Origin of the sequence: Bradyrhizobium sp. B025 (assembly GCF_042257955.1) — a bacterium.
Classification (GTDB): domain Bacteria; phylum Pseudomonadota; class Alphaproteobacteria; order Rhizobiales; family Xanthobacteraceae; genus Bradyrhizobium; species Bradyrhizobium diazoefficiens.
The window spans coordinates 4,812,712-4,833,982 of record NZ_CP170150.1 but is presented as its reverse complement, the minus strand read 5'-3'; the positions used below and the strand labels follow the sequence as shown (position 1 = coordinate 4,833,982).

Sequence of the window (21,271 nt, the reverse complement as noted above, 5' to 3'; positions counted from 1 at the left end):
GGATAAGGATTTGGCATTTGGACAAGGCGCCGGATGCGTTCCGAACCATCAGCGAAGTAGCGCAGGAACTCGACATTCCGCAGCACGTGCTGCGGTTCTGGGAGACCCGGTTCTCCCAGATCAAGCCGATGAAGCGCAGCGGCGGCCGCCGCTATTACCGTCCCGACGACGTCGACCTGCTCAAGGGCATCCGCCGGCTGCTCTACGGGGAGGGCTACACCATCCGCGGGGTGCAGCGGATCCTGAAGGAGCACGGCGTCAAATCGGTGCAGGGCCTCGCCGACGGCGCGGCCGCGGTCTCGTTCGGAGCCATCGAGGACGCCATCGGCGCAAGCCTGATCGAGCCGGACGACGAGGCGCCGATCAAGGGCGTCGCCGACGCCGACGATGACGACTACCAGGGCGACGAAGAGGACGGCATCGACTTCCGCTTCACGGAGGTCGACGACGAGGAAATCCTCACCACCTTCCGCAAGGGCGGCACCCCCGCCGCGCCGGCCGGCCCCAGCGCGCTCGACCGGGAGCGGTTAGGGCGGGTGCTCGCCGACCTCGTCGCCTGCCGGGAAATGCTGGACCAGGCGCTGAAGGACGGCTAGGGCGGTATCGGCCGGCTTTGCGGGCAGTTCCGGGGGCTCTGGGCTCAGAGCCAACCAGATCGCGATACCAAAATGCTGCGACCTCGCCTTGCGCAAAGCGGCGATCCTAGCTAATGGAACGACGTTCGGAGCGTGGCGCAGCCCGGTTAGCGCACTAGTCTGGGAGACTAGGGGTCGGAGGTTCAAATCCTCTCGCTCCGACCATTTTTTCCAACTCATCTGTCGGGTGGATTGACCGTCGGCGTGGAGCCTACTCCCGCCGCGGGACGCATGCGCGTCGATCGGCAGAGGGGCGCTGCTTCGATGGTCGGCAGATTAAAATGCCGAAAACAACCCCATGCACAGTAGCGAAGCTGTTGGCGAATCATGTTTTTCCGAATCGGTTTGACCCGTCGGGCAAAACAAGGGCATGATGTCATCGTGGCAGCCCGTCGGATGGAGGAGTATCTACGACAGCTGCTTCATGGGTTGCGTCGCAGGGGGCTGGGCGCGCGACCTCGGGAGCGGAGTTGTCTTCTCCCCGGCGCAGATCTTCGCCGCCGAGCGCGAGAACGTCGAATGACGAGCGGACTTTCAACCAAATTCTGCGGAAGCTATCGCGCGGCGACTGTAACACAATGAGATTGGCACGCGATCAAGCAGGATGATCTGTCGATGCGGTCTTCTCTTGCGCACTTAGAACGACATAGGACCGATTGGCGCATCTCAAACAGCGCCGCTGACCTATTGATCTGCATCATGGCGCTTTACGGCTTTAGTGGTCCGCTTCCTCTGCTGTCAGCTAAGCTGGGAGAAGATCATGACAATCAAATACGTTCTCGCAGTAGCGCTCGTCATGCCACTCCTGATGGTGTCCAGCATTGCGCAAACCGTGGATCGGCACACCTATCAGGGCGGCCCAAAAACAAACATTCCTCATGCCACACGTATGACAACCGCGAGCAGCGCATTCGCAATGGCACCTTCCGCAGTCGCACCAAAGCCCAAGCGTCAGCATTTTTATAGCGGCGGGCCACAAACGGTCGTGCCGCATTCCTATTGAGATAAAGATAAAATACCCGGCAGTGGTCGAGAGCAGCTTTCTTCTGGTTGCACCGCGTGGGATCGCCGTCACGTTATCTAGTCACAGGGCGTGAGAGTGTAAGCGACACAGTCCGGCCGAGTAGCAATTGACGGCGCGAAGCGCCTTCGATTTGGCTCTTTGGGGTGACCGCAGCTTTTCGGAGGAGGTTCGAAATGTATACGCGCGTTCTACAACTCACGATATCCGCTCTCATTCTAACGTATGGCACGTTCGGTGCCTTTGCACAGAGCCAAATGACACCGCAACCAGATCAGCAACAAATGCAATCGCAATTGCATCCCATGGGCCAGGAAGGCGTGGGTACGACGGGACACGGAAGCATGCCGGGCGGCGGCATGATGGGACATATGATGGGGCGCAGCATGATGGGTGGAGGCGCGATGGGACCACCTTTTATGATGCGTATGATGTTCGCTCTGATGGACGCCGACGGCGATGGGACCATCTCACTGCAGGAGTTTCAGGCAGCTCACGAACGAATTTTCAAGGCAATGGACAGCAATAAAGATGGCAAGCTTACGTTAGAGGAGATGCAAACGTTCATCCACGGAACCAGGTGATCGGCTGCCCGCGGATGGCGCGTCGTCCCGTGTGCCATCTGCTCCTACAATGGATCTTTCCTGCTGATGAAACGAAGCCTTAAGCCTTCAGGTCCGCGATCCGCATAATCGCGACCACGTTCGCGTCGTTGTACGCTTGTTCTTTTGTCTCCTTGTTTACGTCACCTGCCGCGTCCACGCAGACATTGCAGCCTCGTTAGGAATGGCCGCAGTTGGCCCGAAGCCGGCTGCAAATGAGGGGCAGAGCATGTCCGCTCTGCCCAGTTAGTTCAGACGTCGACCTGCTCTGCTATTGCGAGTGCATCGTCGACTTCAATTCCCAGGTACCGGACGGTGCTCTCGATTTTGGTTTGCCCCCGGCGTGGGAGCACGACGAACCTGTTTCCGTTTGAAGCCTTTGAACGAGCTGGCCATTGGGCTTGCGATGATCGGCGAGGCGCGTTTCGCCAGGAATTTGTCTGGTCTCCCCGATGCGACGACCGCCCTCGACGTGAGACGGCCCGCCTGCGCGAGCGGCTCATGCAGTCATTGGATGGCTCCATCCCTTGAAAGACGCCCGGGAGCATCTAGATAACATCCATAAGCCATCCAAAGGGATGGTATATGGATGTTTCGCTATGCCCGCTAATGTGCACGAGCTGCGACCCAAGGCCCCCGACACCGAGAAGATCACGATCAACCTTGGCTATGTCGACCTCGGTCACGTCGATCTTATGGTGCAGGAAGGGTTCTATTCGAACCGGACCGATTTCATCCGGACAGCAATCCGGAACCAACTCGAGCGACACGTAGAGGTCGTCAGACAGTCCATGGCCCGGAAGAAATTGGACCTCGGGCTGCGCAACTACACTCGCGAGGATCTCGAAGCGGCGCGGCGCGCCGGCGAGATGCTGCAGATCAATGTTTTGGGCTTAGCCACCATCGCCCAGGACGTCACTCCCGAGTTGGCTCGCGCCACAATCGCGTCGGTCTCGGTGCTGGGGGCCCTTCACGCCACTCCCGCGGTCAAGGCCGCACTCGCCGACAGAACGAGGTGAACGATGCTGAATCAAGACATAGTCCGCGAAGCAACCCGCCTCACGCGTGCCGGCCAACTGGTCGAGGCCACCGCGCTGCTGCAGCGCATGCTCCAGGGCGGTCGCGCGCCAAGACCGGAGTCTCGCAGCGCCTCTCAGGCTCGGCTCCCGCGGCTCGATCCGCTTACCATCGACGCCACGGCCGACGTCGTCGAGGAGCGGAAAGCTCCGCAGATTGCGCCGGCCCGCTCTGCTCAGGGACGCAGACACTCCTTACCGCTCGACGGCATGCGGGATTTTTCCGGACTCGGCCTGCGCAGTCCGATCAAGCGCGCCCCTCTGTCCCCATCGGACATCGTGCCCGAGGCCACACGGTTTATCGCCGGTACCTTCAGTAACGCCGCGGGAAGCCGGACCTACAAGCTGTTCATCCCAAGCCGCTGTCAGGGACAACGGCTTCCCCTGATCGTCATGCTTCACGGCTGCACCCAGTCGCCGGACGATTTCGCGGCCGGCACCCGGATGAATTTCCTGGCGGAAGAGCAGAATTGCTTCGTGGTCTATCCTGAGCAGCCGAGCGGAGCCAACCAGGCGAAGTGCTGGAACTGGTTTCGCACGGGCGACCAGCGCCGCGGCGGGGGCGAGCCCTCGATGATCGCCGGCATTACCCGCCAGATCATGCGCGACCATGTGATCGATCCGAAGCGCGTATACGTCGCGGGTCTGTCGGCCGGCGGGGCCGCCGCCGCCATCATGGGCGCAACGTATAGCGACCTGTACGCGGCCGTCGGTATTCATTCAGGCCTCGCGTGTGGAGCCGCGAGCGATCTCCCCTCCGCGTTCGTGGCCATGCGACAGGGAGGCGGCTCCAGGGCAATTGCGGACGGCATAACTTCTGTGCCGACCATCGTTTTCCATGGCGATCGTGACACTACGGTGCATCCAAAGAATGGCGATCAGATTATCGAGCAGTCCGCCGGGGCAACGAGACCGACGACGAAGGTACTTCGCGGACGCGTACCCCACGGCCATGCCTATACTCGCACCGTCCTGATTGACGGGGCCGGTCGAGCGATATCCGAACACTGGAACATCGACGGCGCCGGACACGCGTGGTCAGGCGGCAGCCCCGCCGGGTCCTACACTGATCCGCAAGGACCGGATGCGACGAGGGAAATGCTGCGCTTCTTCCTCGAGCATTCGCTCGGTGGATAGTCTGGCTTATTCTCAGACTGACGCCGCTGAGCATGGGTCAGGAAGATCGCCAGTTAGACGTTTGTTGGTTGGAGTTGCTACCCAAGATCATCGTCGACCTCGTAGAACGTGCGATTGATGCGGGACTCCAACGATGCACGGGTTTGGAACGCTACGTCACAAAGCCTGTTGTCCTTTCAGAAGTGACCGTTTTGGTCGCCCCCCCATTTTCGTGGAGCGTCAGATGAGCAAACGCAAACCGGCGACAGCGCCAAAGCGCGCCCGCAATCCGAAAATGGCCGCGCGGGCCCAACGGAACAAGCAGGCCATTGTTAGAAGCCCGAAAGAGAATTTACTTCACTCTGCTGCGGCAGTCTCGGTCGAACCGCCTCCCGAGCTTCATGATGATCCTAAACACGAGGTTTCTATCATTGAGCCTCGGATGGATACCTTACCAGGTGACCTCAGTCAGAGAATGACGGATAGCGATCCAACGAACGGCTTTGCATTAGCGACGGCAAACATGCAGGCGTATCAAGCGAAGCTTCTTGAGATAGCCGGGGCCAACGCGCAATTTGCTTTTGAATTCGGCCTGAGACTTGCGACGATCAGGTCACCAACTGAATTTTTCGGCGTCATTACGGAATTTACAAGCAGACGGGTCGATATGTTCGCGCAGCATTCGAAAGAACTGGCGGCATATCCGTTCTGGCGCATCAAGCCGCCCCGAGAGCTCACGGCTCTGCCGGGACGATAACTGCAAGCCGTACCCGCTGCGGCAAAGCTTGTCGTTCTGATCCTCGGCGGCGACAAGGCGCTGCCCCAGGAACGCCGGCCTCTCCATCGTCGCGCAATGACCGCGCGCTGCGCATCATGTTCCCGATGATCTCGGAGGTCGCCGAATTCACAGGAGGCCCGCCGGTTCACGCTGGCGGGCCTTGGTGACTAAACCCGGCAAGGTGTATCGTTCCAAAGGGGCGGGCGGAGCTTGATTCGTCATGCTGGAAGCCATTCTCCTATTGCTGGGAATTGGGGCCGCAGCTCTCCTGCTGATCGCGTTTTGGGGCCTGCATCGCCACGTATAGGCACAAAAAAAGCTCAGAGGCGTATCTGGCGGATCAGAAGCTCGCATGCCCGCCGCGTTTGGGGGCTACCTTCAGCTGCAAGCCCATAGCCGTGAGTACCCCCAGGACGGTAGAAAAATTCGGAAGCTGTTCGTTGCCGAAAGCACGATAAATGCTCGTACGCTGCAGCTCGGCCTTTTTCGAGATTTCTGAAATGTTGAAATCTTTGAGGGCCTGTCCGATCGCCCTGGAGATTGTGTGAGGTTCGGCCGAGGCGAATGCTTGGTTCAGCTCATCGGCGAGCTGCGAAGGTGTGACTGGTCGGTAAGTCTTCGTCACTCGAGCCTCCCAACGCACAAGGCCGGCTCAAAGAGCCGGCCTTGTTCGTTTGCATAATGCTAATCAGTACCTCGCGACGAGAGGGCCGCCGAACCGATAGTTCAGGCGCACGAGACCCATATCGACATCTTGGCTGATGCGATTAGTCTGAAATAACAACCCGGTCCCAGGGACCGTGAGGTCTCTCGTCTGATGGCCCAGGAAGATGTGATCGTACTCAACACCGACCGACCAGTTCGGCGCAAAGCCAAACTCAAGGCCGGCGCCAACTGTGGCCCCCCAGCGCGTGTCGCGACCTGAGGCTAGCAATGTGCCAGCACCGGGAGTGCCGGGAGCAGCGTAGATGTCAAACTTATCGCCGACCACAGCCGCGCCACCCTTCACGTAGAGCAGAACGCTGTTCCAGGCGTAGCCCACCTGACCCGTGATGAGACCGAAGGAATCGATCCGTGACCGATTGCGGTCGCCCGTGACCAGAGCGCTACCCGGGAACAGGAGGCTGATGTTGTCGCCGGAGAAGTCGGCCCAGTTGCCTTGGCCTTCAAGACCGAACACCCAACTTGCTGACTGCCAGCGATAGCCGACCTGACCACCGACCGTGCCGCCAGTCGCGTTGTGACAGCCTTCACCGACGAGGGTGCCGGTAACTGGCGTGACAAAGTCCCAGCAGCTGTGCGCGGAGCCGCCGCCACCGTTGATACCAATGTAGAAGCCGCTCCAGTCGTAGATGGCGGCGACCATCGGCGCCGGGGCCTTGGTGTACGGCCGGGCGGCCAGATCCGCCGCACCGGCGGGAGCCGCCAGAGCGAGAGCCAATGTTCCGGCCGCAGCCGCAAGAACCTTCTTCATGCGAGTATCTCCCCAGAGTAACGAGTTCAATGAATTGGCGCGTTCGCCCACCTGCCTGACAAAGAGTAAGTCGATGGTTGATAATTGCTGTAGCCCGCATGCCACACTCGTTGCCAAAGGTTGGCCGAAATTCTCAACGTTTACAGATGGTTGAGTGGAACTAAACGCACGTTAGCGTGCGTATGATGTCGAGAGTGCCAAGAGTATCCGGGCCCGTGGAATATGTGAGACCACATTGCCTTGCGCAGACTGGGCGGCAGCTGGCGCAAATCTTCGCCGCCGAGCGCGAGAACGTCGAATGCGTAGAGCTGCACCTCGTTGTCGTGCCAGCGCGAATGCAGGGCGTTAAAGTCGGACACGCCGTCGACGCCGTGCACCACAGCCCCGCCGTCGATGACGAATTGCTGCTCGCGGTTCTTCAGCGCGGCCTCGACGATCCAGGGGAAGCGCGTGGTCCGGTCGTGGCCGTTGCGGGTGAATAGCCGGGCGGTCTTGCCGTTGCGCTCGACGCGCGAGCGGTAGGCGTCATATTTGATTTCAGTCGGGGCCATCAGGCACCGCCTTGGCGGCGGTGGCCAGGCAGAACGCGAACGCGCGGTGCATGCGAACGGGATAGTCACGCGGCTGCGAATATGCGAATCTCGCTAGCGTTTCAGCATCGGAATTCGTCAGTGAGGAACCGATGACAATTGCATTGCCGTACCTTGGAATTGCGCTCTGCTGCTCGATCGCGCTCTGGTTGGTGAGCCAGGTGCTGTAGGGTGTGGAACATCGCGACAGCGGCAGCGACGCTACTTGTGGCGTTTGCTGCAACTCGCGCATATGCCGCTGACATAGGTTATCTGGCTCCTCCCGGAGTCGCTGCAAACGAGTTTCCCTCACCGCAGCGCCCCGTCGCACGAATTGTCAGCCCACGCCGCGCCGCCGAAGAGCACCGCGACGCTCTCAATGAGGCCGGCCAGATCGCACGTGTTCTTGAACTGAAACCTGGCATGACAGTCGGCGACATTGGTGCGGGCAGTGGCTACCATACGGTTAGACTCTCGTACCTCGTCGCACCCGCCGGCTCTGTTGTTGCCCAGGACGTCACGCGGGATTACCTCATAGAACTCGCCAGGCGAACAAAACTCCTGAAGTTGACGAACGTGCAATTCGCGCTCGGCGAACCACACGACCCGCGTCTGCCCGCTTCCTCGCTGGATGCCGCAATCCTCGTGCACATGTATCACGAGATAGCCCAACCCTATGCCTTCCTCTACAATCTCGCGCCCGCCTTGAAGCAGGGTGCACGGGTCGGAATTGTCGACCTTGAGCTTCCGACGTCGAAGCATGGCACGCCAATTGAGCTCCTGCGCTGCGAATTGACCGCCGTCGGCTATCGCGAGGTCGCCACATACAAGCTCGAAGGGGACGGAGGGTACCTCGCAGTATTCTCTCCGCCGGAGGTCGCGGGTCGAAAATCTCCCCGCGACATCGTTGCTTGCAGGGATCCCGCCGGCACTCGCTGACACCACGCCCGCCGCCCGGCCTATTCTTTTCGCGCCAGGGAGCGCGTCGCCAGCAAGGACGATCGCGATCAGAAGCGGTTGGCCGAGCGCCCGACCGACGCGATTGACCCAAAACGGCCGTTGACCCAGGACCAGCCCATCCTGTCTACTCAACTGAGTGGTGGCAGCGTGTAAGACAATGCTGACGCAAATTTACGAAGTCGCGACACCTGCGGAAGCCGAGGCGATATCGGTAATCGGCGTGGATCATGTCGGCGTGCTCGTCGGCGATGGAGCCTTCCCCCGGGAGCTTCCGGTTCAGAAGGCGTTAGCGGTTATGAAGATGGTGCGGGCGCCGTCCGTAGTTTCCGCGCTGTTCCTTTCGGCGGATGTCGCTCTTATCGAACGGATGGCGAGAGAGCTTGATCCGCCCATTGTTCATCTTGGCGCATCCAGCGAATTGCTTACGCCTGATCTTGTCGTGGCGCTGCGAAAGTCCCTGCCGAAGACCAAATTCATGCGCAGCGTACCTGTCATGGGACCTGAGGCAGTAGGCGTGGCGCAAGCTTATGATGGGGTTGTCGATTGGATCCTGCTCGACAGTCATCGGACAGGTGATGTGCAAATCGGCGCGCAAGGGGTGACGCACGACTGGAGCATCAGTCGAACGATAGTGGAGAGTGTTCGCACCCCGGTCATACTTGCTGGTGGCCTCGGACCGGACAATGTCAAGGAAGCTATTCGGTCGGTGCGACCTGCCGGCGTTGATTCGAAAACAAGAACGGATCGAGAGGGCACTCACTCAAAAGACCTGAGGAAGGTAGAAGCCTTCTATCGCGCTGCGACGAGCGGTTAGATCGCACCTCTCTTCTTGGCCCATCGCGTCAGATCTGACCCGGAACAGCAATCGCAATGCGCCCAATGCGCCAACGCCCACCTTCCTAGCGGCAAACGCGGGCTCTGCGTCTGGCACGTTTTTAGCTTGTTTTGGTGCGGGGCTGGCGCGGCAGCTCCCCGCTCGACGGCCTAGACCACCAGACAGGGGCGGGGAGCTTGCCGAGGTTGCTTTCAATCTTCCCGCCAACCGAGGCGGCCTTACGGGGTTACCAGTTGTTGCTCCAAGCACCTGTCTGCGACGCTGTCTAATTCTCGAATTACGAAATACTCTTGAAACAATGAGTCGCCATAGTCACCGGTATTTTTGAGGAACTTTGCCACCACTCTGTTTCATTTCGATCGGTCTCTTTGCGAGGCGCAACCATGGATTTGAGAACAAATAGGATTGAAGTCGGCGCGCGTTTTAAGCTCAGCGAAATCGGAAAAATTCGTTGCCCAGACCTGGCTGACAAGGTTGGCGTCGTTGTCGCCCTAGGCCAACGTACAACCGGCATCACCGTTCTGTTCGATGGTGCCCAACGACCAACCGTTTTGCATAGGGATTACATCAGACCCAGCTCTGATGAGGATTAACGGATCGCTCCGTTCCGGCACTCGGGCCATCCTGATGAGGTACCCAAAAGGGGTCGTCAGAATAGCCGGCGCGTCTTGATTCGCTTCCTGGACAGTCGCAAACTGCCCGCAGGGGCTCGTTACGCAGTTCTTCTACTTTCCCTGCTTCAGTCAGTTTGCAATCTCCACCAGGTCACCTCAGACGGGGGGCGCGACTCATGGAAATATTCCGTGCTGAGAAGATTTGCGTTGTCGAGGACAACTCAACCAGAACGTGCCGCATCTGCGGCAAGAAAATGAAGCTTGTCCGAGCGGTGGTGGACTCTGAGAGCGGAGCCATTACTCGCATGTTCGAATGCGGCTGCGGCAAGCGCGTCTGGGACGACTGAGGCGCGCAACCGGTAGTGGCTGATGACGCATTGCCGCCGGCTGATGCGGTAGAGTGGTACAGGGCGGTCTTCGCGTCCTTTTTTAATTCCCCAAGCTTCGCGGAGCGAAAGTTTGGAGCGGAGTTCTCTCCTATGCTCAGTCCTAGCTTTCCAACGTTCTTGTAGGCGTCCACTCTCCAGACGTCGTTCCACCTACCTCAAATACCCCACCACCATCCTCGTCGTCTCGTCCACCAGCGTCCGCACCGTCTTCTCCGACAGCATCTCGGCGTGGTTCAGCACCGTGTTGTGCGCGACGGCCTCGATGGCGCTGACGCAGATGAAGGTGGCAAGGGCCGGGTCGATCTTGCGCATCTCGTTGCGGCGGCTTTCGAGATAGGCGCGGACGAGGGTGTGGACCTCGCGGTTGAAGGCCTCGACGTCCTTGAGCTGGCCGGTGCGCGGGATCTGCTCGGCGAGCACCCGATGGAGTTTCGGATCGATGCGGTGGGCCTCGATCGCGACGCTCACGAGTTTTCGCATCGCCTTCTCGATCGGCATGTCGGCGACCTCGGTCAGCGCTGAGCGGACGATGCCCATGATCTCCTCGTTGTGGCGGTCGATCACGGCGGCGACGAGGGCCTCCTTGCCCGGAAAATACTGGTAGAGCGAGCCGACGCTGACGCCGGCGACTTCGGCGATCCGGTTGGTGCTCGCCTTCTCAAAACCTTCGCGGACCAGAATGCGAGCGGTTGCCTCGACCAGTGCGTCGACGGTGGCGCGGGACCTCTTCTGGGAGGCGTTTTTCCGGGGTTTTGTCGGTGGTTTGCGCGCCATGGGCCAGCGGTCCGAATGCGAGTAGGAAAAGCGAGTGAATGCTCGCATTATATCCGCAAGTGGCGACGGGTCGGCAAGCGTCTTTGCCGCCGCGTCGGGAGAGCCCGGAGGGGAGGTGGCCAATGAGCGTTGCGAAGATCGTGTCGGCGTTGCAGTTTTGCCCTGGCGGCCGCGCGCTAGATGCGCCGCCGCAGCGTGATCCCGCGCCGAGCTTGCAGAGCCGTTGCTTCAACGTGCTGCTCAGGCTGCTTCCGTTCAGGAAGCAGCTCGCATCCGCCGAGGCGGTGCAGGCGCATGTGCACAAGCGCGCCTTGCAGCCGGCCTCGCATGAGCCGACGGGGCTCGGCCGCGGTGTCGAGGTGACGCTGACCAGGATGGGCGGATGGCCGGTCTATTACACCGCGCCGTCTTCCGGCCATGAGGGCTGCAACTACGTCATGTTCCTGCATGGCGGTGGCTTCATCAACGAGATCGTGCCGGCGCATTGGCGGCTCATTGGTCAGATGACGCGCGAGGCGCGCGTCGTTTGCGTCGTGCCGATCTATCCGCTCGCGCCGCGCGTCACCGCGAAGGACGTCGTGCCGGCGACGGCCGAGCTGTTGCGGATGCTGCTGGAAGATGCCGGGCCTGCAAAGGTCACGGTGGTCGGCAATTCGGCCGGCGCGGGCCTGGCGCTCGCCGCCTGCCAGTGGCTGCGTGATCGCGGACATCGGCAGCCGAACCTGATGGTGCTGATCTCGCCCGCCGCGGATGCGTCGGTCAGCCGTCCGGAGCAGGTCGAGATCGCGGCGCGCGATCCGATGCAGGACATTCCGGGGATCATCGAGGCGGGACGCCTCTATGCCGGCGAGCTCGATGTCGGCCATCCCTTCGTCAGCCCGCTCAACGGCGCGTTCCGTTCGCTGCCGCCAATGACGATCTTCGCAGGGACTCGCGATCTGCTCTACCCCGACAGCGTCGATCTTGCGGAGCGGGCGAGGGCGGTTGGTGTGCCGGTCGAGCTGCATCTGCTCCGCAACCAGCCGCACAATTATGCGCTGATGCCGACGCCGGAGGGGCGAAAGGCGCGCGCGATCATCTTGCGTGCGATTGCTTGAGGGAAGAGCGTGACGATAGTCACAAAGCGCGCCGCCGCGATGGGTCTGGCGCCAGCGGTGCCCGCGCAGAGGAGAAAGGCGGCCCCCGGGGCGTTTCCTCAGTCGTCTTGATATCAGTAGTTTTGCGGGGCCTTAGGCGTGGCCCTTGATCTCGTAGTGACCCGGCACGCATTTGTAGCGCTCGAGGCGCCAGTTGGCGTGATAGATCGGATGCTCGCCCATCCACTTCGCCAAGGGTGCCTGTGCGCCGATTGCACACTGCATCATCGACATTTCGGGCGTCATGTTGCTGTCGGTCACGATTTCCTCGACGCAAGCGCCCGAGGCAGATGCACCAAGCCGGCAGAGCACGGCAACGACGGTCACGAACATTCCTGTCACCTCATCGGTAGTTTCTGACCACGAAGAGGATGCAAGCGGAGTGCCAGAGCCTGTGACACAAACAACACGCTGACCTGGCCGACTCGACCCAGCGTCCACCCCCATTTGATGATTCGGATTGTAAAAAAATTGCCCTTAACCCGAAGCCGGACAAATACGGGAACCAGAGGGGGTGATCACAGGAATGTTGGATTCTGCGGGGCTGCGCCGCGCGGGCGGCCCTTCACAGGGCTTGCACAGCCAATAGGCTTCGAAGCGGGCGGATACTCGTCAAAAGAGCGGGACCGCCACAAGGGTTATGGAAACGCGAGGGCAGAACATGAAGGTACGTCCGACCGGCGTGATCCCGCCGATGACGACGCCGTTCCGGAAAGACGGCGAGATCGACTTTGGGCTCGTGGCGCCCCAGGTCGACTGGATGATCGGCGCCGGCGCACACGGCGTCGCCGCCGGCGGTTCGACCGGCGAGGGGCGCACGCTCGATCACGAGGAATATCGCGACCTGATGGCCGCGACGGTCGAGGCGGGAAGGGGCGCATTCCCGTGATCGCCGGCATCCTCGTGGACTCCACGCGCGATGCGATCCGCCGCGGCAAGCTGGTTCGCGACATGAATGTCGCCGCGCTCCAGGTCACGCCGGTGCACTATTTGTTCGAGCCGGACGAGGAGGCGCTCGGTGCGTTGAACGGGCCGTGCGTCGAAGCGGCCGAATAGTCCGTCCGCCGAAATAACGATGGCGAAGATGGCAGCGCCGATCCGCTTTTACCTGCGGATGCGGCGCTGTTACATTTTGCGCGCGCTGCGATGAGCGGCGCTAAAGCGCGATGAGATTGGGATGAATCGTCATCGCGCTTTAGGTTATTGTTTGAGCATGATCTCTTCGGAAAACCGCTTCACACTTTGCGCTAACGCGGCCCTCCGGGTTCGGATCATGCTCTGAAGAAACATACCGACAAGGGAGGGGCCGAAAGTCCCATGAAGGATTTTGCAGGAAAGATCGCGGTCATCACCGGCGGTGGCACGGGAATGGGACGCGAGCTCGCGCGACAGCTCGTGGCCGAAGGCTGCAATGTCGCAATGTGCGACGTCTCGGAGGCCGCAATGGCCGAGACCAGGCGGCTCTGCGAGGTCGAGAAGCTGCCGCAGGGCCTGCGCGTCACGACGCATGTTGCCGATGTCGCGATCGAGGATCACCTGAAGCGCTTTCGCGACGATCTCGCCGAGCAGCAGAAGACCGACAAGATTCATCTGCTGTTCAACAATGCCGGCATCGGCGGCGGCGGCAGCCTGTTCACCAACACGCGCGAGCAGTGGGAGCGCACCTTCAACATCTGCTGGGGCGGGGTCTATCTCGGCGTGCGCACCTTCCTGCCGATGCTGGTGGCGGCGGACGAGGCCCACATCGTCAACACCGCGAGCGTCAACGGCTTCTGGGCCTCGATCGGCATGGGACAGGCGCACACCGCCTACAGCTCCGCCAAGTTTGCGGTGAAGGGATTTACCGAAGCGCTGATCAACGACCTCCGCCTGCATGCCCCGCACGTCAAATGCTCGGTGGTGATGCCCGGCCATATCGGCACCTCGATCGTCTCCAATTCGCGCAAGGTGCAGAGCACGGACGGGTCGGAGCGGCTCAACGCCGACGAGGTCGCGCTGACCCGCAAGCGCATGGTCGCGGCCGGCGTGCCGGATGCCGACAAGATGTCGGACGAGGACATCCAGGCGGCGTTCGCCGAGCGCGCCCGCAGCTTCCTGGAGGATGCTCCGACGACGGCTGCGCAGGCCGCGAAGATCATCCTCGACGGGGTCAAGGCGGAGCGCTGGCGCATCCTCGTGGGCGAGGACGCCAAACGCCTCGACGAGCGCGTGCGCGCAACGCCCGAGCAGGCCTATGACCGCGCCTTCTACGAGAGCTTTACGCAGGAGGTCGGCTGGCGGCTCGGCTGAGTCTACTTCGCTGTTGTGACCAGCGAGGCGCGGATATAGGTATGATGATCATCATGGCAAGAGGTGCGCAGGTCATTTGACGTGCCAGCTCTTGCCAATATTCGCGGCCTCATGACGAATTGGAATGTCACGCATGCGGCGCGGCGCATCGTTCAATCATCGTTCAAGCGATGGTGATCTCAAACACCTGTAATGGCGCGCACGGCGGCTTGGTTGGCGAACCAAAATAGTTTAGTGAATCAGGGGTAACGCGATGATAGAGCGTAGCTCCGATGATACCCGCATGCCTCTCCGACGACTGGTCCCTTTGCCCGGAGAGAGAGGACATCTCCGCTGAATTCACGCGGCTCCTGACCGCAGCCCAGGAGGGCGGCGCCACGATCGCGGAATGCCTGATGATCGCGCGGCAGCTCAAGCGGGGCGACGAGCAATCCTGGCACCGCGAGTGGAAGCGGCTTGCGCAGGCCAACCGGCATCGCGCCGAGGCCGCGTTCGCGGAGGGCCACATGGCGACCGCGCAGCGCAACTGGCTGCGGGCGTTGAACTACTACGGTGCAGCGGCAATGCCGCTCGATCAGGCCGACGAGCGGCGCTGGGTTGCGGTGCTGGCGATGCAGGAATGCGCCCGCCGCTACCTGACGGCGCGCGCACCGGCCGGCGAGGTCGTGACGATTCCCTGGGTCGACGATCATGCGTTGCAGGGCTACTTCCTGCCCGCGGCGTCGGCGAGCGGACGGGCGCCGACCGTGATCTGCATCGGCGAGCCGGGACACCGCAAGGAGGAATTCCTGTTCAAGCTCGCACCGCATGCGCGCGAGCGCGGACTGTCGATGCTCGCGCTCGACCTGCTCGGCGACCAGCGCGACGATTATACCGATACGCTCCTGCAGCGCCGCGATCTCGAGAGCTCGATCGCGAGCGTCATGGATTATCTGGAAACGCGCGGCGACGTCGATTTCGATCGCGTCGCCATCGTGGCGGACGGGTGGGGATCCTCATTCGTGGCGCGCGCGGTGTTGCAGGAGCCGCGGCTCGCCGCCGCCGTCTGCGATGGCGGCCTGTGGGATCTGCACGAACGATCGTTCTTCGCCAGCCGCTTCGCGATGAGCGACCTCAGCATCGTCCCGGTGCCGCATGCGCCGCTGATGGCCTCCAGCGCCGACTGTCCGGTGCTGATCACGCTCGGCGAGGATGGCTGGCTCAAGGCCGACCGGGCGCGTCAGATCGTCCAGAAATCCCGGCTCGGCAGCTCCGATATCGTGCTGAAGGTGTTCACCGCGGCGGAGACCGGCGCGGCGCAGGCCCATGCGGACAATCCGAGTCTCGCCAACGAATACATCTTCGACTGGCTGGAATCGCGGCTCGGCGCCGCCGGTCGGCGGAGCTGAGCGCGGCCTCGCGTCTCAGAAGTCGAGCGATATCCTGACGCAGGCCTTTTCGAGCCGGTTCTTGAGCGTCGCGAGCTTGGTGGTGAATTCCGTCAGCTCGTTCTCGTCGAACTCCTGGAAGACGAACTCGCGAATCGTCTTGTACTGCTCGTTGAGGCTCGCGATGTGCTTCTGGGTCTTGTCGACCAGTGACAGCCGCACGACCCGGGCGTCGGTCGGCGAGGGCCGCCGGCGGAGCAGGCCCTTCTTCTCGAGCAGCTTGGACTGGGTGGTGACGAACGAGGGATCGACGTGGAGCAGCTTGGAGACCACGTTGACCGGTACGCCGTCGTCCTTGTCGAGGTCGGAGATCGCCATCAGGATCAGCCATTGCGGGCCGCTGATGCCGAGCGTCCTCGCCCAGAACTGACGCAGCTCCTCGAGATACATGTTGATCGACGATATCTCCCAGGTGAAGCGCCTGATGAGATCCAGGTTGCCGATGGGGCGCAGGCGCGCTCCTTCTTTCCTCGTCGCGGACACAGCGTCACTCCCGTGAACTGATTCTTCAGGCCAGTGTTCGTGGAAGGCCATAGTCCACGCAAGCCTGCTCTGACGCAAGTGCAGAGCAGGGTAATTTTGTCACTAAAATTACAAAGATGAGCAGGTCAGCATATTTGGTCCGCCCGGGTGTGGCGCCCGGGGCACAGGTTTAGTGAAACTACAAAGCTTACCAAATAAACTATTTTAATTAGCGTAATGGCGCAGGCATAGTGGTGCGCGACGGTGGGGGGTACTCGATCGTCCCGTTGCAGGTGGTTCGCTCACGTCCCTCGCGTCGAATGCGGGTGTGTCCGAAAGCGCAAAGCGGCCGAGCGGATTTGAAAAGACGGGGATCTGGGGGGCCTCACGGTCCGGTCTCCGTAAAATGAGCAACTTGGAGGTTTTATATGAAAGTGGTGAAGAGCCTTTTGCTCGGCACTGCGGCGGGTCTGATCGCCGTCGGTGGAGCCCAGGCGGCCGATCTTCCGGTCAAGGCCAAGGCGGTCGAGTACGTCAAGATCTGCACGCTCTATGGCGCGGGCTTCTACTACATCCCGGGCAGCGACACCTGCATCAAGCTCGGCGGCTATCTGCGTGCCGAAGTGGCGCTCAATGCCGGCGGCAACTACAGTGCCCAGTACAACGGCGTGTTCGCGGCCAACAACCGGCTGACCAACTACTACTCGATGCGCGCTCGTGAAGATCTCAACATCGACACGCGCACCGCAACGGAATACGGCGTCGTCCGCACCTATTTCGATGCGGTCTTCACCTGGACGACCGGCAACTATGGCGGTACCGGTTCGGGCACGGGCGCGACCCAGTACAGCGGCACGATCGGCCTCAATGCCGCGGGGACCGGTCTCACGGGCTCGGGCGGCGGCAACGTCAACGGCACCGACGGCAACCTCTCGGGCGGCGCCCTCGGCGTCTACTACGCGTTCATCCAGTTCGCCGGCTTCACGATGGGTAAGGCGGTGTCGCAGTTCGACGCGCCCTGGATCAACTATCCCGGCAACAACTTCGACCAATTGGTCGGCGGTAGCGGCACCACCAATGGTGTTACCCAGTTCACCTACACGGCCGATTTCGGCCAGGGTGTGACGGCCGCGTTCTCGGCGCAGGACCAGACCCAGGTCTTCCAGACCAACATCTGGAACACCGCCGGCATGTCCACGACCGGCGTCCTCGGCGGAGCCTACGGCTCGAACGATCTCGGCGGCACCCGGGCTCCCGACCTCGTGGGCATGGTCCGCGTCGATCAGGCTTGGGGCCTGTTCCAGGCGTCGGTCGCCGCGCACGACAACCATGTCGGCTACTACGGCGCGAGCGAAGTCACCGGCCATCCGGAAGACAAGTGGGGCTGGGCCGTTCAGCTCGCTCTCCAGATCAAGAACATCCCGACCGGCGCCGGCGACGTGATCAACATCTCAGGCGTCTATACCGACGGTGCGAGCCGCTACAACTTCCAGGAGCTGGCCGCGACCAGCTACTCGATGTTCGGCAGCTCCAACGCGGCGTATCAGAGCATCGGCTTTGCCGGCGTGTCTGACGCGGTGTTCGGTCCGGGCGGCGGCCTCGAGCTGACCAAGACCTACGGCTTCCGTGGTGCCTACACCCACAACTGGAGCCCGTACTGGAACACGGCGCTCTACGGCGCGTGGGCTGCGGTCAACTACAGCGGCACGGCCAAGGGCCTGATCTGCGGCAGCGCCGCGTTCGCCACCCTGACCGGCACCTGCAATCCGGACTTCAACATCGGCCAGGTCGGCGTCATCACCCGCTGGACGCCGGTGAAGAACCTGACCTTCTCGGCTGACTTCACCTACAGCCATCTCGACCAGAAGTACTCGGGCGTGATCACGACCCCGGCGCTCACGGGCGTTGCCAAGCCTGCGGCAACCTATGAGCTGAAGGATCAGGACACCTACAGCCTGCTGCTGCGCGCCCAGCGCAACTGGTAAGCTTCAGGGCTTTCGGATCTGACGCAGCCCCGGCGGGACACCGCCGGGGCTTTCTGCTGGGCCTTCGGAAAATCCGGCAGCCTGTGCAGGCGACGAAGACGAGCCATGCGATTCGATCGCCTCAAACTTATTTACTTACCTGAGTTACTAAGCTATATAGCTTTCAGCCAAATACGAAAGTTGCGGCTCTTAGCTTCACGCTAAGCCTCCAGAAACCTCCGGTGATGCCCCGCCGGAGGTTTTTCGTTTTTGGGACGTGCGGCCTCAGCCGCGCATCATGCGGGCGCGCGAGTTCGGCCGGTAGGCGAGGCGGCTGTGGCCGGCGCAATACGACTGGCCGTCGGGCGCAGTATTGCCGCAGAAGCAGAAATCGTCTTCACCCGGCGTCGAGATCGGCCAGCGGCAGCGGTTCTCGGACAGCTCCAGCAGCGAGCAGCGATTGGCGTCGTCGATTGGACCGGCGATCACGGGCGCGTCGGTCTCGCCGTAGATGGTGGCGAGCATCTCGTATTGCAGCCGCGGCACGGCTCTCCTCGTACGCGGTGGCGCAAGGCTCCGCTCGAGCCTGCGGTCTTCGACCGCGCGGCTGCGCGTCAGATTGAGCCGGGACAGCTTGCCGATCACCGCGTTGCGGCTGACGCCGATGTCGGCGGCGATCTCGCGGCAGGAGAGGCCGGCCTCGAAATGTTGCTTCAGAAGTTCAATTCGTTCGTCAGTCCAGGTTGGTGAGAGAACAGGCATTTGTAACGGTCCCAGGTTGCAGATGTCGGCCATCCGCCTCTCGAGATCCGTCCGCCTCACGTCCGGCGCGCGCTCACGTCCTGCCATTGTCGCGAATCGACAAAAGCCCGTCCTTGATGGCGAGACGGATGCCTTCCTCGATCAATGTCCGTGCGACGCCGGGAACGCTGGTGCCGTGGGTGCCCTGTCTCACCAATTTCTCCAGATAGGTGATGGTCGAGAGCGCCAAGGTTACGGGAATGCGGTCAGTCTCGGCTTTTTCGGTGGCCATGGCCCGAACGCTAGCCTCTTACTCGAGTACATAAAAGTAACGATTAAGACTCTATTTAGGTTCGGGGCCGGAAGTCAAATCCGGACTGAATCGGCGTTTCAGCTCGTTGGAATCGCTTGAGAAATCGGGCACGGCACGGCGCGCCGCGCGGCAGACCGGGCGGCGGCGTGGCGTCAACGGGGCAGGGAAGGCGCCGGCGGCTCAGCCGTGCACGATCGCCTTTTCGATCATGCAATGGATGCCCTTGGAGCCGTTGACGGTCTGGGTCACCCGCAGATCGGCCGCCAGGCTGCACAGCGTGTAGGCGTCCTCGCGCGACAGGTTACGCGTCTCGCCGAGCAGCGCGATCATGTCGCGCAGCGCGCGCACCACGCACTGGTCGAGATCGGGGTCCATCGCCATGGTCATGTAGTGCGTCGGCGTCTCGGCACGGGGATAGTCGAGCCTGAGGTCCTTGCGCAGCGTCAGGCGGAAGCGGCCCTGGAGCGCGGTCTCGATCGCGGTGACGCATACCTCGCCGTCGCCCTGCACGCCATGGCCGTCGCCGCAGGAGAACAGCGCCCCCGGGACGAACACCGGCAGGTACAGTGTCGCACCGGCGCCGAGCTCCTTGTTGTCGAGATTGCCGCCCATGGCGCGCGGGACCAGCGAGGAGATACGGCCCCAGGCCGGCGGCGGCGAAACGCCCATCACGCCGAAGAACGGCTTCAGCGGCAGGTCGAGGCCCCAGGGCATGCGGCCGACCATTCGCGTCCGATCCAGCGGGATATTGAGGATGCGCGTCTCGTGGAAATCGTCGGGCAGGGTGCCGGACAGCGGCCTGATCAGATTCCAGCCCCAGTCCTGCCGGAGCTGGACGTCGAGGATCTCGACCGCGAGCACGTCGCCGGGTTCGGCCCCCTCGACCGCGATCGGTCCGGTGAGGATGTGGCCGGGCAGCATGCGCTCACTCTTCGCGTGGACCTCGTGCATCTCCGGCGGAATGTGAAATTTGTCGCGGTCGGGCAGCACGTCCGGGCTGCCGCTGATGGTGTCGACCGTCACCTCGTCGCCGCTCTTGACCGTGAGGACGGGCTCGAGCGCGGCTTCGAAGAAGCCCCAATGGCAGGTTTCGGGGCTTGAATGCAGGTGATGATGGGTCATTTGCGGCCGTCCGTTCGGTTTGAACTGCTGTGCCCGGGCTTGACCGGGCGATCGATCCTCTTTCAAGAAGATTTAAGATGGACGGGCCGGTCAAGCCCGCGCATGACCCGATCATTCCAGCGAGGCTCCCCCTGTATTTCGTTCTTTCCAAGACCCTCGGCACGGCGCTGCTGCCGATCAATCTTCTGGTCGAGCTCGGAATCCTGTCGCTGGTGCTGATGCTGACGCGCTTTGCGGCGCTCGGCCGCAAGCTTGCGGTGACCACGCTGGTCCTGCTGGCGCTCGCCGCGTTCTCGCCGCTGGGCAACCTCCTGCTTTATCCGCTGGAGTCGCGCTTTCCGAAGTGGGACCCGTCGCGGGGCGCGCCCGACGGAATCATCGTGCTCGGCGGCTCCGTCGACACCGATCTGTCGGCCGCGCATCGCACGCCGGTGGTCGCGTCCGCAGCCGATCGCATGCTGGCACCGGCCGAGCTCGCGCGCCGCTTTCCGAATGCGCGCATCGTCTTCACCGGCGGCTCGGCGAACCTCGTCTCCACCGATGCGAAGGAGGCCGACTACTCCGCGCCGATCCTGGAAAGCCTCGGGATCCCGAAGGAGCGCCTGATCGTCGAGCGGGACTCGCGCAACACCTGGGAGAATGCGGTCTTCACCAAGCAATTGGTGTCGCCGAAGCCGGGCGAGCGCTGGCTCCTGGTGACGTCGGCTTTCCACATGCCGCGCGCGATGGGGATCTTTCACAAGGCCGGATTTGACGTCGAGGCCTATCCGGTGGACTGGCGAATGGGCGGGCGTGACGATCTCTTCGCGTTCACCCATAACGGCAAGGAGGGGCTCGGCAGGACCGACGTCGCCATGCGCGAATGGATCGGCCTGTTGACTTACCGTGTCATGGGCCGGACCGGCGAGTTGCTTCCGGGGCCGGGCAAGGACTAGAACGAGAGGCGCAAAACAAGAACACAGCACCGGCGCACG

23 protein-coding genes, 1 tRNA gene and 2 pseudogenes are annotated in these 21,271 nt (G+C 62.1%); 15 read left to right on the top strand and 11 right to left on the bottom strand.

Annotated elements, in window-relative coordinates:
- Nucleotides 1-17: 17 nt before the first annotated feature.
- The 4 genes from ACE10W_RS22420 to ACE10W_RS22405 all read left to right on the top strand — a co-directional run bounded on the left by ACE10W_RS22420 (nucleotide 18) and on the right by ACE10W_RS22405 (nucleotide 2,240).
- Nucleotides 18-596 (top strand): MerR family transcriptional regulator, encoded by a 579-nt coding sequence (locus ACE10W_RS22420; RefSeq protein WP_375761973.1) that lies wholly within the window; start codon nucleotides 18-20, stop codon nucleotides 594-596.
- 126 nt (nucleotides 597-722) lie between these two features.
- A tRNA-Pro gene (locus ACE10W_RS22415) sits at nucleotides 723-800 on the top strand.
- 595 nt (nucleotides 801-1,395) lie between these two features.
- On the top strand, nucleotides 1,396-1,638 hold the full coding sequence (locus tag ACE10W_RS22410) for a hypothetical protein (protein ID WP_161534739.1): 243 nt from the start codon (nucleotides 1,396-1,398) through the stop codon (nucleotides 1,636-1,638).
- A gap of 194 nt (nucleotides 1,639-1,832) precedes the next feature.
- Entirely contained in the window at nucleotides 1,833-2,240 is a 408-nt protein-coding gene (locus ACE10W_RS22405) for an EF-hand domain-containing protein (RefSeq protein WP_182871855.1), read from the top strand.
- Between the two features lie 269 nt (nucleotides 2,241-2,509).
- On the opposite strand, the pseudogene ACE10W_RS22400 reads toward ACE10W_RS22405, so the two are convergent.
- Nucleotides 2,510-2,596, bottom strand: a pseudogene (locus ACE10W_RS22400) (integrase); the annotation flags it as partial.
- Nucleotides 2,597-2,857: 261 nt separating this feature from the next.
- Here ACE10W_RS22400 and ACE10W_RS22395 point away from each other — a divergent pair.
- From ACE10W_RS22395 to ACE10W_RS22385, 3 genes are all read left to right on the top strand, one after another.
- Nucleotides 2,858-3,277, top strand: coding sequence for a hypothetical protein (locus ACE10W_RS22395; RefSeq protein WP_060913125.1), 420 nt, complete (start codon nucleotides 2,858-2,860; stop codon nucleotides 3,275-3,277).
- 3 nt (nucleotides 3,278-3,280) lie between these two features.
- The gene (locus ACE10W_RS22390; protein WP_375761972.1) at nucleotides 3,281-4,471 is read left to right on the top strand and encodes an alpha/beta hydrolase family esterase; all 1,191 of its coding nucleotides are present in this window, start codon (nucleotides 3,281-3,283) and stop codon (nucleotides 4,469-4,471) included.
- A 223-nt stretch (nucleotides 4,472-4,694) separates the two neighbouring features.
- Entirely contained in the window at nucleotides 4,695-5,207 is a 513-nt protein-coding gene (locus ACE10W_RS22385; RefSeq protein WP_060913124.1) for a phasin family protein, read from the top strand.
- A 361-nt stretch (nucleotides 5,208-5,568) separates the two neighbouring features.
- On the opposite strand, the gene ACE10W_RS22380 is transcribed toward ACE10W_RS22385, so the two are convergent.
- From ACE10W_RS22380 to ACE10W_RS22365, 4 genes are all read right to left on the bottom strand, one after another.
- Nucleotides 5,569-5,853: an addiction module antidote protein gene (locus tag ACE10W_RS22380; RefSeq protein ID WP_038966330.1), complete on the bottom strand. Its 285-nt coding sequence runs from the start codon at nucleotides 5,851-5,853 to the stop codon at nucleotides 5,569-5,571.
- Between the two features lie 63 nt (nucleotides 5,854-5,916).
- The gene (locus ACE10W_RS22375) at nucleotides 5,917-6,702 is read right to left on the bottom strand and encodes an outer membrane protein (RefSeq protein WP_028171648.1); all 786 of its coding nucleotides are present in this window, start codon (nucleotides 6,700-6,702) and stop codon (nucleotides 5,917-5,919) included.
- Nucleotides 6,703-6,842: 140 nt separating this feature from the next.
- The gene (locus ACE10W_RS22370) at nucleotides 6,843-7,253 is read right to left on the bottom strand and encodes a hypothetical protein (RefSeq protein WP_375761971.1); all 411 of its coding nucleotides are present in this window, start codon (nucleotides 7,251-7,253) and stop codon (nucleotides 6,843-6,845) included.
- Nucleotides 7,240-7,524 (bottom strand): hypothetical protein, encoded by a 285-nt coding sequence (locus ACE10W_RS22365; RefSeq protein ID WP_028171650.1) that lies wholly within the window; start codon nucleotides 7,522-7,524, stop codon nucleotides 7,240-7,242. Before ACE10W_RS22365 ends, ACE10W_RS22370 begins: the two co-directional genes overlap by 14 nt.
- On the opposite strand from ACE10W_RS22365, the gene ACE10W_RS22360 reads away from it, so the two are divergent.
- Both ACE10W_RS22360 and ACE10W_RS22355 read left to right on the top strand, forming a co-directional pair.
- Nucleotides 7,464-8,210 (top strand): class I SAM-dependent methyltransferase, encoded by a 747-nt coding sequence (locus tag ACE10W_RS22360; protein ID WP_074076895.1) that lies wholly within the window; start codon nucleotides 7,464-7,466, stop codon nucleotides 8,208-8,210. The two genes, ACE10W_RS22365 and ACE10W_RS22360, sit on opposite strands and share 61 nt — an antisense overlap.
- Nucleotides 8,211-8,388: 178 nt before the next feature.
- Complete coding sequence (locus ACE10W_RS22355; RefSeq protein ID WP_375761970.1) at nucleotides 8,389-9,045, top strand: phosphoribosylanthranilate isomerase; 657 nt, start codon at nucleotides 8,389-8,391, stop codon at nucleotides 9,043-9,045.
- A 1,174-nt stretch (nucleotides 9,046-10,219) separates the two neighbouring features.
- Here the strand turns inward: ACE10W_RS22355 and ACE10W_RS22350 are convergent.
- Nucleotides 10,220-10,843 carry a TetR/AcrR family transcriptional regulator gene (locus ACE10W_RS22350; protein ID WP_375761969.1) on the bottom strand — a complete coding sequence of 208 codons (624 nt, stop codon included), beginning with the start codon at nucleotides 10,841-10,843 and terminating at the stop codon, nucleotides 10,220-10,222.
- A gap of 122 nt (nucleotides 10,844-10,965) precedes the next feature.
- Here ACE10W_RS22350 and ACE10W_RS22345 point away from each other — a divergent pair, with 122 nt between their 5' ends.
- Entirely contained in the window at nucleotides 10,966-11,940 is a 975-nt protein-coding gene (locus ACE10W_RS22345; protein ID WP_028171654.1) for an alpha/beta fold hydrolase, read from the top strand.
- A gap of 132 nt (nucleotides 11,941-12,072) precedes the next feature.
- Here the strand turns inward: ACE10W_RS22345 and ACE10W_RS22340 are convergent, their stop codons facing one another.
- The gene (locus tag ACE10W_RS22340) at nucleotides 12,073-12,312 is read right to left on the bottom strand and encodes a hypothetical protein (protein ID WP_027547402.1); all 240 of its coding nucleotides are present in this window, start codon (nucleotides 12,310-12,312) and stop codon (nucleotides 12,073-12,075) included.
- Nucleotides 12,313-12,640: 328 nt separating this feature from the next.
- On the opposite strand from ACE10W_RS22340, the pseudogene ACE10W_RS22335 reads away from it, so the two are divergent.
- The 3 genes and pseudogenes from ACE10W_RS22335 to ACE10W_RS22325 form a co-directional block, all read left to right on the top strand.
- Nucleotides 12,641-13,002, top strand: a pseudogene (locus ACE10W_RS22335) (dihydrodipicolinate synthase family protein); the annotation flags it as partial.
- A 294-nt stretch (nucleotides 13,003-13,296) separates the two neighbouring features.
- On the top strand, nucleotides 13,297-14,268 hold the full coding sequence (locus tag ACE10W_RS22330) for an SDR family NAD(P)-dependent oxidoreductase (protein ID WP_375761968.1): 972 nt from the start codon (nucleotides 13,297-13,299) through the stop codon (nucleotides 14,266-14,268).
- A gap of 272 nt (nucleotides 14,269-14,540) precedes the next feature.
- Nucleotides 14,541-15,656, top strand: a complete 1,116-nt coding sequence (locus ACE10W_RS22325) for a S9 family peptidase (RefSeq protein ID WP_028171657.1) — start codon at nucleotides 14,541-14,543, stop codon at nucleotides 15,654-15,656.
- A gap of 15 nt (nucleotides 15,657-15,671) precedes the next feature.
- Here ACE10W_RS22325 and ACE10W_RS22320 read toward each other — a convergent pair whose 3' ends face one another.
- Nucleotides 15,672-16,178 carry a MarR family winged helix-turn-helix transcriptional regulator gene (locus tag ACE10W_RS22320; protein WP_028171658.1) on the bottom strand — a complete coding sequence of 169 codons (507 nt, stop codon included), beginning with the start codon at nucleotides 16,176-16,178 and terminating at the stop codon, nucleotides 15,672-15,674.
- 407 nt (nucleotides 16,179-16,585) lie between these two features.
- Here ACE10W_RS22320 and ACE10W_RS22315 point away from each other — a divergent pair, with 407 nt between their 5' ends.
- Nucleotides 16,586-18,142 (top strand): porin, encoded by a 1,557-nt coding sequence (locus tag ACE10W_RS22315; RefSeq protein ID WP_375761967.1) that lies wholly within the window; start codon nucleotides 16,586-16,588, stop codon nucleotides 18,140-18,142.
- Between the two features lie 264 nt (nucleotides 18,143-18,406).
- On the opposite strand, the gene ACE10W_RS22310 is transcribed toward ACE10W_RS22315, so the two are convergent.
- The 3 genes from ACE10W_RS22310 to ACE10W_RS22300 all read right to left on the bottom strand — a co-directional run bounded on the left by ACE10W_RS22310 (nucleotide 18,407) and on the right by ACE10W_RS22300 (nucleotide 20,297).
- Nucleotides 18,407-18,883 (bottom strand): GcrA family cell cycle regulator, encoded by a 477-nt coding sequence (locus tag ACE10W_RS22310; RefSeq protein WP_161534745.1) that lies wholly within the window; start codon nucleotides 18,881-18,883, stop codon nucleotides 18,407-18,409.
- A gap of 73 nt (nucleotides 18,884-18,956) precedes the next feature.
- Nucleotides 18,957-19,154 (bottom strand): hypothetical protein, encoded by a 198-nt coding sequence (locus ACE10W_RS22305; protein WP_007603456.1) that lies wholly within the window; start codon nucleotides 19,152-19,154, stop codon nucleotides 18,957-18,959.
- Nucleotides 19,155-19,355: 201 nt separating this feature from the next.
- Entirely contained in the window at nucleotides 19,356-20,297 is a 942-nt protein-coding gene (locus tag ACE10W_RS22300; protein WP_011087744.1) for an acetamidase/formamidase family protein, read from the bottom strand.
- A gap of 167 nt (nucleotides 20,298-20,464) precedes the next feature.
- On the opposite strand from ACE10W_RS22300, the gene ACE10W_RS22295 reads away from it, so the two are divergent.
- The gene (locus tag ACE10W_RS22295; RefSeq protein WP_375762770.1) at nucleotides 20,465-21,232 is read left to right on the top strand and encodes a YdcF family protein; all 768 of its coding nucleotides are present in this window, start codon (nucleotides 20,465-20,467) and stop codon (nucleotides 21,230-21,232) included.
- The last annotated feature ends 39 nt before the right edge of the window (nucleotides 21,233-21,271 follow it).

What these genes read in the sequence shown, in the direction of transcription:
- ACE10W_RS22325 (WP_028171657.1), top strand. Translation starts at nt 14,541, where the DNA reads ATGATACCCGCATGCCTCTCCGACGACTGGTCCCTTTGCCCGGAGAGA.
- ACE10W_RS22395 (WP_060913125.1), top strand. Translation starts at nt 2,858, where the DNA reads ATGCCCGCTAATGTGCACGAGCTGCGACCCAAGGCCCCCGACACCGAG.
- ACE10W_RS22355 (WP_375761970.1), top strand. Translation starts at nt 8,389, where the DNA reads ATGCTGACGCAAATTTACGAAGTCGCGACACCTGCGGAAGCCGAGGCG.
- ACE10W_RS22350 (WP_375761969.1), bottom strand. Translation starts at nt 10,843, where the DNA reads ATGGCGCGCAAACCACCGACAAAACCCCGGAAAAACGCCTCCCAGAAG.
- ACE10W_RS22375 (WP_028171648.1), bottom strand. Translation starts at nt 6,702, where the DNA reads ATGAAGAAGGTTCTTGCGGCTGCGGCCGGAACATTGGCTCTCGCTCTG.
- ACE10W_RS22370 (WP_375761971.1), bottom strand. Translation starts at nt 7,253, where the DNA reads ATGGCCCCGACTGAAATCAAATATGACGCCTACCGCTCGCGCGTCGAG.
- ACE10W_RS22305 (WP_007603456.1), bottom strand. Translation starts at nt 19,154, where the DNA reads ATGGCCACCGAAAAAGCCGAGACTGACCGCATTCCCGTAACCTTGGCG.
- ACE10W_RS22410 (WP_161534739.1), top strand. Translation starts at nt 1,396, where the DNA reads ATGACAATCAAATACGTTCTCGCAGTAGCGCTCGTCATGCCACTCCTG.
- ACE10W_RS22385 (WP_060913124.1), top strand. Translation starts at nt 4,695, where the DNA reads ATGAGCAAACGCAAACCGGCGACAGCGCCAAAGCGCGCCCGCAATCCG.
- ACE10W_RS22345 (WP_028171654.1), top strand. Translation starts at nt 10,966, where the DNA reads ATGAGCGTTGCGAAGATCGTGTCGGCGTTGCAGTTTTGCCCTGGCGGC.
- ACE10W_RS22310 (WP_161534745.1), bottom strand. Translation starts at nt 18,883, where the DNA reads ATGCCTGTTCTCTCACCAACCTGGACTGACGAACGAATTGAACTTCTG.
- ACE10W_RS22405 (WP_182871855.1), top strand. Translation starts at nt 1,833, where the DNA reads ATGTATACGCGCGTTCTACAACTCACGATATCCGCTCTCATTCTAACG.
- ACE10W_RS22315 (WP_375761967.1), top strand. Translation starts at nt 16,586, where the DNA reads ATGAAAGTGGTGAAGAGCCTTTTGCTCGGCACTGCGGCGGGTCTGATC.
- ACE10W_RS22365 (WP_028171650.1), bottom strand. Translation starts at nt 7,524, where the DNA reads ATGCGCGAGTTGCAGCAAACGCCACAAGTAGCGTCGCTGCCGCTGTCG.
- ACE10W_RS22390 (WP_375761972.1), top strand. Translation starts at nt 3,281, where the DNA reads ATGCTGAATCAAGACATAGTCCGCGAAGCAACCCGCCTCACGCGTGCC.
- ACE10W_RS22340 (WP_027547402.1), bottom strand. Translation starts at nt 12,312, where the DNA reads ATGTTCGTGACCGTCGTTGCCGTGCTCTGCCGGCTTGGTGCATCTGCC.
- ACE10W_RS22330 (WP_375761968.1), top strand. Translation starts at nt 13,297, where the DNA reads ATGAAGGATTTTGCAGGAAAGATCGCGGTCATCACCGGCGGTGGCACG.
- ACE10W_RS22300 (WP_011087744.1), bottom strand. Translation starts at nt 20,297, where the DNA reads ATGACCCATCATCACCTGCATTCAAGCCCCGAAACCTGCCATTGGGGC.